This window comes from Chryseobacterium sp. SG20098, assembly GCF_031844745.1.
Classification (GTDB): Bacteria; Bacteroidota; Bacteroidia; order Flavobacteriales; family Weeksellaceae; genus Chryseobacterium; species Chryseobacterium cucumeris.
This window is the reverse complement of sequence record NZ_CP134622.1, coordinates 3,673,507-3,685,049: the sequence shown is the minus strand read 5'-3', so window position 1 is coordinate 3,685,049 and position 11,543 is coordinate 3,673,507. Positions and strand designations below refer to the sequence as shown.

Sequence of the window (11,543 nt, the reverse complement as noted above, 5' to 3'; positions counted from 1 at the left end):
GATACAACTAACATCTTAAGTATACAAGAAGCATATGATTATTGGTAACGGAATGCTGGCAAATGCCGTAAGATTTTATGACAAAGATGAGGTTATCTTTTTCGCATCGGGAGTTTCCAATTCTCTTGAAAAGGATCCCTCAGCATTCGAAAGAGAAATACGCCTTCTCCATTCCTGTATTGAGGAAAATCCACATAAAAAACTTATTTATTTTTCTACCTGCAGTGTTTATGATCCCTCCAAAACGGAAAGTCCTTATGTAAAGCATAAACTTAATGCAGAAAAGATCATTGCAGAAAACTGTGTCAGCTATATTATCTTCCGGGTAGGAAATGCAGTGGGACATGGTGGTAATCCCAATACACTGATCAATTTCCTAAGTAATGCTGTTATCTCGGAAAAAAGATTTACTCTTCATCGAAATGCAGGAAGAATCCTGATCGGAATAGATGATATTGGCTCTTTTGTAGGAAGTAATATGATGGACCTTAACAATACGATCATCAATCTTGCTTATCCTTATCAGTATTCATTGTCAGAAATACTGTGCCAGCTCGAGAGTCATCTCGGTAAAGAGGCTGTGTATGATGAAAGTGATGAAGGTTCGTTTTATACTATTGAATTCGATGAACTTACTGAAAGCTTTTTTACAGGAATATCTCCAACGGAATACTTGAAAAAGCTATACTCAACCTACTTATAACATGATTATTCCTGAAAAAATAATTTTGTACCTTGTACCAAGTGTCAGAAATCATTATCAAAAAAGATAGTGACCACTATATATCTAAAAAAACACATTGTAAAAAATAATTGATTAAAAATGAAAATGAATCCCAAAATATCTGTCATTGTCCCCTGTTATAATCAAGCACGTTTTCTGGATGAATCCCTGCAGTCTATTCAGGATCAGACCTATGAAAATTGGGAATGTATCATTGTTGATGACGGATCTCCTGATAATACAGCAGAGACAGCCGATAAATGGGTAAAAAAAGATAGCCGTTTTAAATATCTTCACAAAGAAAACGGAGGTTTATCTTCTGCAAGAAATGCTGCTCTGGAAGTCACAACCGGAGATTATATTCAGTTTTTAGATGCAGATGATATCTTAGCTCAAACCAAGTTTTCTGATTCATTCAATCTGATACAAGACAAAGAAGCAATAATAGTGTCAAATTTTTGTTTATTTGACGATTCTAATAAGCAAGAATTATTGCCTCCCTTTTGCAAGCTATCTCAGGATTTACTGAATTTTGAATCTATCCTGTATCAATGGGACTTCACATTTACAATTCCCATTCATTGTGGTTTGTTTCCAAAGTCTATTTTTGAAACTATTCGTTTTAATGAAAATCTAAAAGCGAAAGAAGATTGGCTTTTGTGGATTCAAATTGCACAAAAAAACATCGATTTCATTTTTATAAATGCTCCTCTGGCTTTGTATAGGAAGCATGCAACGAGTATGTCACGGGACAGGAAACATATGATTTTATATCAGATGCTTTTCTATAATGAAGCTGAAAAAGTGATTTCCAACTCTGACTTCAATAAATTACTTTTAAAACACTTAGACATTAACTATAACAAAGTGAATGAATTAACCATTGAAATAAGAAATTTAAAAGAATCAAAAACTTTTAAACTCCTTTTGGCTTTAAAAAAAATGACTGAAGATCTGGGGCTATTAGATTTATCTAAAAAATTATTTCGTTTAATATCGAAGCTTAGGAAATAAATTCATTTCAGAAGTCTTACAAAATAATAAAGATTAAAAATAGAAAAATATCAAACTCCAGAAAGTAAATTATTTTTTACAATATACAAAGACATTTCAACAACTTTTACTTCCAAAATCCTATGAATATAGCTTTCACAATCTGCTCCAATAACTATTTAGCACAAGCTAAAGTTTTAAAAAATTCTATTAATAAATATGGTGAAAACTTCAAATTTGTAATAGGATTATGCGATGAAAAATCTAGCGAAATAGATTATGATTCTTTCCAATGTGAAATTGTAGAAATGAAAGATATTGGAATAAAGAATTTTGATGAATTATGGATGAAATATGACATTATAGAATTTAACACCTCTGTAAAAGCATCATTTTTCAAGTACTTATTAGCAAAAAATCCCAATACGGAATTTATATATTACTTCGATCCGGATATTGAAATATTTGATCAGTTATCAATCCTGAATGCAGAATTTGAAGATAACGCAGATATCTTGCTCACCCCTCATATTCTGAGTTCTATTCCTTTAGATGGCTATAAACCTGTAGAAAACACTTTTCTTAATTTTGGTATATATAATCTGGGATTTATAGGATTAAGGGGCCATTCTGAAAATGCCAAAAAACTTCTTGATTGGTGGGAAGAAAGATTGTTATCTCTTTGCTATAATCAACCGGAAAAAGGGTTATTTGTAGATCAGATCTGGATGAATTTTTCCCCTGTTTTCTTCAAAAATGTAAAAATTCTCAGTAAAATGGGGTATAATGCCGCTCCATGGAATCTGCATGAAAGAATAGGATTGGTAGCTACAGAAGACAATAAATACCGCATGCCGGATAATTCTCCTCTGGTATTTTATCATTTTTCAAATTTTAAATATAAAAATCCCGAAACCTTAGCAAAATACTATGACAGATATTCTTTGGAAAATTCAGATTCCCTGAAAGAGCTATATCAAAATTATCATCAAAAAATCATTGAAAATGATATTGAAACAATCTCAAAAATAGATTGTAAATATGTAATTTTAAAAAATAGTTTACCTAAAAAAAATAAATCTTTTCCTGAAATTTTGAAATCAAGCTTCAATAATTTATTAAAAATAATTTATTATAAAATTCGTTACAACTACAATTATGAACCCAAACTCTAAAATATATATTGCCGGACACCGAGGTATGGTAGGAAGTGCCATTTTAAGAAACTTAACTTCGAACGGTTTTAATAATATTATTACCAAAACTTCCAGTGAATTAGACCTTACAGATCAAAAAAGTGTACAAACATTTTTTGAAACCGAAAAGCCCGAATATGTCTTTCTTGCTGCAGCCAAAGTAGGAGGAATCCACGCCAACAACACGTACCGAGCTGATTTTCTTTACGATAACCTTATGATTGAGTCTAATGTAATTCATCAGAGTTATTTACATGGAGTAACGAAATTACTTTTTTTAGGCTCCAGTTGTATATACCCCAAGCTTGCACCTCAACCTTTAAAAGAGGAATACCTATTAAGTGGATTTTTAGAACAAACCAATGAACCTTATGCCATAGCAAAAATTGCAGGAATAAAAATGTGTGATGCATACAGGGATCAATATAATTGTAACTTCATTTCCGCAATGCCAACTAATCTTTATGGGCCTAATGATAACTATGACCTAAATAATTCTCATGTTTTGCCGGCTATGCTCAGAAAGTTTTTTGAAGCCAAACAAAACAATGTAAAGGAAGTGGTTTTGTGGGGAGATGGAAGCCCTTTTAGAGAATTTTTACATGTAGATGACCTTGCAAAAGCATGTGTATTTTTGATGAATAATTACAATGAAAGCGGTCACCTGAATATAGGTTCATCCAGGGAAATCTCTATATCAGAACTGGCCAAGCAGATTAAAGATATTGCCCAATATGAAGGAAATATAGTTTGGGATACAGAAAAACCCAATGGTACTCCCAGAAAGCTAATGGATTCCTCTAAAATTAATTCTATGGGTTGGTCTCCTGATATATCTCTGGAAGATGGAATAAAACAAGTTTATCAAGAAAAATTTTTAAACAAATGATGAAAAAAGCACTTATTACAGGAATCACAGGACAAGATGGTTCTTATCTGGCAGAACTCCTATTAGAAAAAGGCTATGAAGTTCATGGCGTAAAACGAAGAGCTTCCTCTTTTAACACTCAAAGAATTGATCATCTGTATTTGGATCAGCATGAAAATAACGTGCATTTCAAATTACATTACGGAGATCTTACAGACTCTACCAATATCATCAGAATCATACAAGAGGTACAACCGGACGAAATCTATAATCTTGGTGCCATGAGCCATGTGAAAGTAAGTTTTGATATGCCCGAATATGTTGCAAACGTAGATGGGTTAGGTACACTGCGTTTATTAGAAGCAATCAGGATTTTAGGATTAACCCATAAGACGAAAATTTATCAGGCTTCTACCTCAGAATTATACGGCGGGATGCCATCCAATAAAAATGAAAAGGGTTTTTATGATGAAAACTCTCCTTTCTATCCACGTTCTCCCTATGGTGCAGCAAAAATTTATGGTTTTTGGATAACAAAAAATTACAGGGAGGCCTATGGAATGTATGCCTGCAATGGTATTTTATTTAATCATGAATCTCCGAGAAGAGGGGAAACTTTTGTTACCAGAAAAATAACTATGGCAGTAGCTAACATAGCAAAAAACAAACAGGATTGCTTATATCTGGGGAATTTAAATGCCCAAAGAGATTGGGGACATGCTAAAGATTATGTGGAAGGAATGTGGAGAATGTTGCAGCAGGAGAAACCTGACGATTTCGTTTTAGCAACAGGAGAAACTACCATGGTAAGAGATTTTCTCATTATGGCTTTTGAAGAAGTAGGAATAGAACTGGTTTTTGAAGGAAGTCAGGAAAATGAAATTGCCAAGGTATTACGCTGTAATAACCCAAATTATCAACTCCCATTAGGTAAAACAGTTGTAAAAGTTGATCCTAATTATTATCGTCCAACAGAAGTCGACCTGCTGATTGGTGACCCTACAAAGGCAAAAACTATTCTCGGCTGGCAACCACAATACACCGTAAAATCTCTTTGCAAAGAAATGATTGAATGTGATTTAAAAACAATATAATTTAAAAAAATCATATTCAATATAGAATCCTTTATTTCGCAATAACAAACAGATTTTACAAAAAAACACTCAAAAATATGCTCAATAAATCCATTACAATCATAACGATAAACTTCAACAACCGAAATGGTTTACAAAAAACTCTGGATAGTGTATTTCGGCAAACCGGTAAAGATTTTCAATATATAGTAATTGATGGTGGAAGTTCTGACGGAAGCAAAGAACTTATAGAAAGTAATCAATCCAAAATAAACTATTGGGTAAGTGAACCTGATAAAGGGATTTATCATGCAATGAACAAAGGAATTGCAAAAGCGACTGGAGAATATCTTCTTTTTCTGAACAGTGGAGACGAACTGCTAAATGAATCAGTTATAGAAAAAGTAACTCCATTACTGCACACAGATGATATTATCTCTGGTAATTTAATTGTAGATGATGAAAATCAAGATGTTCTTAGGCCTACTAAAGAAAATATTTCGTTTTTAGATTTAATTGAAGAAACAATTTGGCATCCCAGTACATTTATAAAAAGAAGTGCTTTTGAAAAAGTAGGTCTCTATGATGAAAATTTGAGAATTTGTTCAGATTGGAAATGGTTTTTAATTTCTATTTTCAAATACAATTGTACTTATAGACCTATTGAACAATCTATATCCCGCTTTTATAAGGATGGTATCAGCTCCGATCCCAAATCACAGTCTTTAAGAAAAGAAGAAAGAAGAAAAACACTTGTAGAAAATTTTCATTTTTCTGAATTCCAGACGGAAGAATTAATCGATAAAATTAATTTATATTTCAGTGCAAAGAACTCTTTAGACAAAATAGACAAATTGAAAAAATCAAGGTTATTAAAATTTTTATATCAAATAGGCCTATTTAAAAACTATAAATACCTTTAAAAAAATTCTTAAAAGATAGGATTTTCTCTGTTATGAAGCTTAATAATATCCAGATTTTAAGAGGAATTTCAGCATTATTGGTATGCTGCTTTCATTTCCGTGAAACGATAAACTTACCCGGGCTGAATCTTGGTGATATTCTTTTTAATAAAGGAAGTATCGGTGTTCCCGTGTTTTTTATTATCAGTGGATTTATCATGGCTTTCACAACGCAAAGAATAAATTTCAGTAGAGATTCTTTTCAGCAGATCACTTTATTTTACAAAAGAAGGGTGATCAGAATTGTCCCCTTATATTATCTTTTGACCTTTGCTATAATGATACCTGGAGGCAGTTTTTTCCTCTATTTTCATGGCGCAGGACTTTATGAGCTTATCCATTCATTGTTATTCCTTCCCACAAAGAAGGAATTTCCCGTGCTTTTCCTGGGTTGGTCTTTAAATTTTGAGATGTTTTTTTATCTCATATTCGGGCTATCATTATTTTTTAAAGAAAAAAGGTATTATTTCATCGTAGGATTTTTCATTCTGGCTACTATGTTGGGATATTGTGTACATTTTGACAGTCCATATCTGAAAATGGTAACCCATTCTCTCAATCTTTATTTTGTTGTAGGAATTCTCTTTGCTCTCTTACTGAACCAATATACAGTTCCAAAGAAATGGGCAGCAATAGTTTCTGTAATAGGAATAACCTCATTTATACTCGTTTTACTCAGCATCATTCCTATTGGCAATGATTGGGTAAAACTGGCAATTATCTCCACGTTTGTTTTTTCTTTCCTGACTTTTGATTACATTTTCCATTTTGAAGGAAACAAATTCTTAATATTTCTGGGAGATATTTCCTATTCATTATACCTATCACATCCTTTTGTAGAAATTGTTTTAAAAAGATTCAAAGTTGAAGGTTATCTAAACATTGCTTTTTTTCTTCTTAAAATTGTTTTAGTTATTATTGTAGCCTCTCTTCTGTACTATTTTGTAGAGAAAAGGGTTACCCATTATTTAAAAATTAAATTAAAAGCATAATCCGAAAAAAATGAAAATTTCAGTCATCATTCCCGTTTACAATGCTGAAAAATATGTCGCTCAGGCTGTAGATTCCGCGCTTCAGTTCGAAGAGGTATATGAAGTGGTACTGGTAGAAGACAAGTCTCCGGACAATGCCCTGCAGGTTTGCCGGGAACTCGCTGAAAAATATGACAGGGTAAAACTTTATCAGCATCCTGATAAAGGAAACCATGGAGCAGGTGCCAGCAGAAATTTAGGAATGGAAAAGGCAGAAGGAGATTTCATTGCTTTCCTTGATGCAGATGATTACTATCTTCCTAACCGTTTTGATGCCGAAAAAAAGCTTTTTCTCAATCACGAGGTAGATGGAGTTTATGGGGCTATAGGAGTTCATTATTATTCTGAAAAAGCCAGAGAACAGTATTATAAGGTTTTTGGAGACCGCCTCACTACAGTGTATAAAGAACATCCTCCTAAAGATGTATTCCCGGGCCAACTGAATATGAGAGGAACTTTTGGACTTTTCAGTATTGATGCCCTGACGATCCGTAAAAGTTCTCTACAAAATATGGAGTATTTTTTCAAAACCCATTTAAAGCTTCATCAGGACACCGAATTTTTATTCCGACTCTCCTACTATCTGAATCTGTATCCGGGAATTCTTGACAAAGCTGTAGCGGTGAGAGGAGTTCATGAGAACAACAGAATTACCAAAGTAGATTCCAGAGAAGTAAAACCGGCTTCAACCCGCGTTGTATTATGGAAGGAAGTGAACCAGTGGGCAGAAAATGAAAATACCATTCCTGAAGATATTAAACTTCATATCAAACGTGTTTACAGAAGCTTTCAGATTGCTAATGCTCCCCTTCTGAAAAAATGGGGGATGATCACAAAGTATTTGTTTACGGATTATAAAAGCATCCGTTCAGGGCTGTACAATATCAATTTCAGAAATGACTTGTTCTGACACTACATTTAACTAAATATTTAGTTAAAAAAAAAAAATTATTTGAAAACTAACGCTTTGAAAAATGAATCTTTCTTAACAGGTTTCGCATCGGCTTTTCTATTAACTGGTAAAAGACCGCGGAACTCAACAGCATAACGATAATGTAAATCAAAAATACCATATCAATGCTGAGCGTACACTTCTGCCATTGTAAAAATTCCCTTACAAGGTAAAGCACAGGAATATGAGTGATGTATATTCCATAACTAATTTCCCCCAGATACTCCAGCGGCTTTAATGAAAATATCCTGCTTACTTTCCCGTTATTTGCCGAAATCAAAAGAATGGCAGGTACAAAGAGTAAAGCCATCAAACCATTATGATAGAATAGCGGGACAAACATCAGTGACAGAAGAATCAGAAAAAAGACTGTGATAACGTAGTAATCATAATTTTTCTGCCTGTAATTTTTCACAAAATATATTCCTGCAAGATTTCCAATCAGGAATTCATTCAGATGCCAGAAAGGGAAATAGTAAAGAAACTCATGGCTTTTCGTATGAGGTCCTTCATAAGCTCCATACACCGGATAAAGATTAGAAAACACCTGTGTAATCAGCCAGAGACCAATGGCAAACACCCAGATCATTTTGTTTTTCCTTGCATAAAAATAATTATATAAAAACGGAAAAAGCAGGTAAAAGAAGAACTCTACGGAAATAGACCACCCCGGAAAATTCAGGATCATCGCCTCACCCGGAATCCAGCTCTGGATACCCAAACCATATAAGATCAGTTTATACCAATCGAACATCTCATATCTTGTCATAAAATAGAGCAAAAGTCCGAGCATATAAAGCGGATAGATCCTGGCAAACCTGTTTTTGTAAAATTCCAGGTAATCAATTTTATCTTTCCTGTGATAAGCAATAATCATGATAAACCCCGAAAGAATAAAAAAATAGCTTACTCCTACATTAGCCCTTAAAAAAAGATTGGAAATATAATCTATCTTGTATAAGAACAGATCTTTATTGAAATGAGAAATAACAATTGCCATTGCGGCAACAAATCGGGTAAATGTAATCTGACTTATTTTCACAGAACACCAAATGATTTACTTTATCAAAACTCAGCAACCTCAACCTGAAAAGTTGTTTTATTTGGTATAAAGTATTAATTTTTAAGGCACAAAAATAAGATTTATTATTATAATTATTTAAAACAAATTATATTTGTAAACTACAAATGTGAAAATAAATCCAGGTATGCTTGATGAAATTTTAGCAAAAATTCAACGGAAAAGCCAGATTTCTCGTCTCAAAAAACACCCTAATGTTTCTTTTAAAGGGATAAAGCTTGGGATCAGTAATCATTTTGTTCTGCACGACAATTTAAAAAATGTTACACTTGGGAATTCCATGAGTTTCAGAAATTATGTACATATTCTTGTGCAGCAGAATGCCGTTTTAGAAATCGGAGATCATTTTTTTATGAATAATTTTTGTTCCATCAATTGTCTTGACAGCATTTCAATAGGTGACAACACTTTGTTTGGGGAAAATGTTAAGCTTTACGACCACAATCATGCTTATCAGACTCATCCGGAATTTAAGCTGTTCTCATCTGAGTTCACCACCGCTCCTATCAAGATCGGTAGTAACTGTTGGCTCGGAAGTAATGTAACCGTCTTAAAAGGAGTTACCATCGGAGATAACTGTATTATTGGAGCCGGATGTACTATTTACAAAGACATTCCATCAAATACGACTGTAATTAATCATCAAGATTTAATATTCAAGGAACAATAATGAAGTTTTCTATTCTTATTGCACACTATAACAATGCCATCTTTTTTAAAGACTGTTTTGAAAGTATACTTCAACAAACATATACAGACTGGGAAGCGGTAATTTTAGATGATGCTTCTTCTGAAAACGAGAAGAAAATAATCCGGGAAATGATTTCAGATGACAAAAGATTCAGATTTTTTGAAAATGAAAAAAATTCCGGTGTAGGTGTAACAAAAAGTAAGTTGATTGAAATGGCTGAAGGTGAAATCTGTGGCTTTGTGGATCCTGATGATGCCATTGCTCCAACCGCTATTCAAAAATGTATGGAGATTTTTCAGACTAAAAAAAATACAGTACTTACCTATTCAAGGTTTATGACATGTGACCAGAACCTGAATCCAATAGCTCCATTCAGATCTGCGATGCAGGTACCGAGTGGAGATCCTTATTTTTTCAATTTCCCGATTCAGATTGCTCATTTTGTAACCTTCAGAAAAGCAGTTTATGAACAGACGGAAAAAATGAATCCCAATCTGAAAATAGGGGAAGATCAGGATTTATATCTTAAAATGTATGAAAAAGGAAACGTTCAGTTTATTAATGAAACGAACTATCTTTACAGAACGCATCAGGGCGGAATTTCACAGAATGACAATAAAAAGAAATCCCACGAATATTTTGCCCAGGTGATTTTTAATACCATGAAACGAAGAGGGCTCAGCTCTATCAATGGAAAGAAAGTTCCTGAACATTATACCGGTGCAGATGAAATATTCGATCTGCTTCAGTATCAGCATCAGCTGCCTTTCCGTATTAAGAAAAAAATAAAAATTACGTTACAATCAATCTTCGGATAATGTTAGAAAAAAAAATAAAAATTTTGTTCAGGCACCGTTCCATGGAAATGGGAGGCGTGGAAAAAGTATTACTGGGACTTCTCAACAATCTTAATCCTGACAAATTTGAAATGACGGTATGCCTCACCCTCAACCAGGGAAAACTGCGTGATGAACTTCCGAAGCACATCAGAAAAATATACCTTACTGACGGAAAAGAAGATTTTTCCAACAATTCTATTTTACAGAAACTTCAGCTTGTTAAAAGAAGAATAAAGCTGAGAAAATTGAAAAATACTCCGGCCATTGCAGACCGTCTTATCAATGATACTTTTGATATTGAGATCGGGATGGATTACAGAGACTATGATGCCATTCTGAACTCAACCAATAAGAATTCAAAAAAAATAGGATGGTTTCACTCTGAAATTAATGTTCCGAAATTTCAGCCTTTAGTACCAAACATTTTAAAGAGCTTTCCGCAATTTGACCACATGGTGTACTGTTCCCACAAGATCAAAGATATGATGCACCAGCATTATCCTAATCTAAATTATCCTCCTGAAAGTGTGATCATCAATCCTATTCCTATCGAAGAAATTAAGCGTAAGGCAGAAGGAAAGCTTGAAAATTTTCCTGAAGGACCTGTTTTCGCATCTATAGGAAGACTTCATTCTAGAAAAGGATATCATAAACTTATTGACGCTCATACGAAGCTTATCAATGACGGGTTTCATCACAGCATCATTGTTATTGGTGAGGGTGATGAAATGAATAACCTCAAGGCACAGGTAGCTAAAAATAATGTTGAAAAAACATTTATTCTGGTTGGCAACCAAATGAATCCTTATCCTTATATCAAAAAAGCGGATTATTTTGTTCTGCCTTCGGAATCTGAAGCATGGCCATTGGTCATTGCTGAAGCTTTAATTCTTCAGAAACCTATTATAGCAACAGAAGTAGGAGATGTAGGATTGATGATCAAAGACCGTGAGACAGGATACCTCATCAGTTATGAAGTAGATGAAATGTATTCAGCCATGAAAACATTCCTTACCGATCCCGACCTTGTTCTCCACATCAGAGAGAACCTTAAAACAATTGAAAGTCAGTTTGACAATAAGAAAATATTTGACAGCGTAGAAAATATTATAGAAACTCTACACAAAAAGTAA

At 33.6% G+C, this 11,543-nt stretch carries 12 protein-coding genes; 11 read left to right on the top strand and 1 reads right to left on the bottom strand.

The genetic code is table 11. From position 1 onward, the window contains the following. Window positions 1-34: 34 nt before the first annotated feature. From RHP76_RS16875 to RHP76_RS16840, 8 genes are all read left to right on the top strand, one after another. Complete coding sequence (locus tag RHP76_RS16875; protein ID WP_311228630.1) at window positions 35-703, top strand: NAD-dependent epimerase/dehydratase family protein; 669 nt, start codon at window positions 35-37, stop codon at window positions 701-703. Window positions 704-829: 126 nt separating this feature from the next. Then, complete coding sequence (locus tag RHP76_RS16870) at window positions 830-1,738, top strand: glycosyltransferase family 2 protein (protein ID WP_288444059.1); 909 nt, start codon at window positions 830-832, stop codon at window positions 1,736-1,738. Between the two features lie 122 nt (window positions 1,739-1,860). Continuing rightward, window positions 1,861-2,892 (top strand): hypothetical protein, encoded by a 1,032-nt coding sequence (locus tag RHP76_RS16865; RefSeq protein WP_311228629.1) that lies wholly within the window; start codon window positions 1,861-1,863, stop codon window positions 2,890-2,892. After that, a complete protein-coding gene (locus RHP76_RS16860) occupies window positions 2,876-3,802 on the top strand; it encodes a GDP-L-fucose synthase family protein (RefSeq protein WP_062673417.1) in 927 nt (308 codons plus the stop codon). The genes RHP76_RS16865 and RHP76_RS16860 overlap by 17 nt, the downstream gene beginning before the upstream one ends. After that, entirely contained in the window at window positions 3,802-4,875 is a 1,074-nt protein-coding gene (gene gmd / locus RHP76_RS16855) for a GDP-mannose 4,6-dehydratase (RefSeq protein WP_062673796.1), read from the top strand. Before RHP76_RS16860 ends, gmd begins: the two co-directional genes overlap by 1 nt. Before the next feature lie 77 nt (window positions 4,876-4,952). After that, complete coding sequence (locus RHP76_RS16850; RefSeq protein WP_062673415.1) at window positions 4,953-5,777, top strand: glycosyltransferase family 2 protein; 825 nt, start codon at window positions 4,953-4,955, stop codon at window positions 5,775-5,777. A gap of 32 nt (window positions 5,778-5,809) precedes the next feature. Then, entirely contained in the window at window positions 5,810-6,808 is a 999-nt protein-coding gene (locus tag RHP76_RS16845) for an acyltransferase family protein (RefSeq protein WP_311228628.1), read from the top strand. A 10-nt stretch (window positions 6,809-6,818) separates the two neighbouring features. Next, complete coding sequence (locus tag RHP76_RS16840) at window positions 6,819-7,757, top strand: glycosyltransferase family 2 protein (protein WP_062673411.1); 939 nt, start codon at window positions 6,819-6,821, stop codon at window positions 7,755-7,757. Window positions 7,758-7,806: 49 nt separating this feature from the next. Here the strand turns inward: RHP76_RS16840 and RHP76_RS16835 are convergent, their stop codons facing one another. Continuing rightward, window positions 7,807-8,841: an acyltransferase family protein gene (locus RHP76_RS16835; protein ID WP_311228627.1), complete on the bottom strand. Its 1,035-nt coding sequence runs from the start codon at window positions 8,839-8,841 to the stop codon at window positions 7,807-7,809. Window positions 8,842-8,989: 148 nt separating this feature from the next. Between RHP76_RS16835 and RHP76_RS16830 the strand changes: the two genes are divergently transcribed. The 3 genes from RHP76_RS16830 to RHP76_RS16820 are packed head-to-tail and all read left to right on the top strand — an operon-like array spanning window position 8,990 to window position 11,543. Then, window positions 8,990-9,550: an acyltransferase gene (locus tag RHP76_RS16830; RefSeq protein ID WP_228432335.1), complete on the top strand. Its 561-nt coding sequence runs from the start codon at window positions 8,990-8,992 to the stop codon at window positions 9,548-9,550. After that, the gene (locus RHP76_RS16825) at window positions 9,550-10,389 is read left to right on the top strand and encodes a glycosyltransferase family 2 protein (protein WP_216443451.1); all 840 of its coding nucleotides are present in this window, start codon (window positions 9,550-9,552) and stop codon (window positions 10,387-10,389) included. Before RHP76_RS16830 ends, RHP76_RS16825 begins: the two co-directional genes overlap by 1 nt. After that, a complete protein-coding gene (locus tag RHP76_RS16820; RefSeq protein ID WP_062673403.1) occupies window positions 10,389-11,543 on the top strand; it encodes a glycosyltransferase in 1,155 nt (384 codons plus the stop codon). Before RHP76_RS16825 ends, RHP76_RS16820 begins: the two co-directional genes overlap by 1 nt.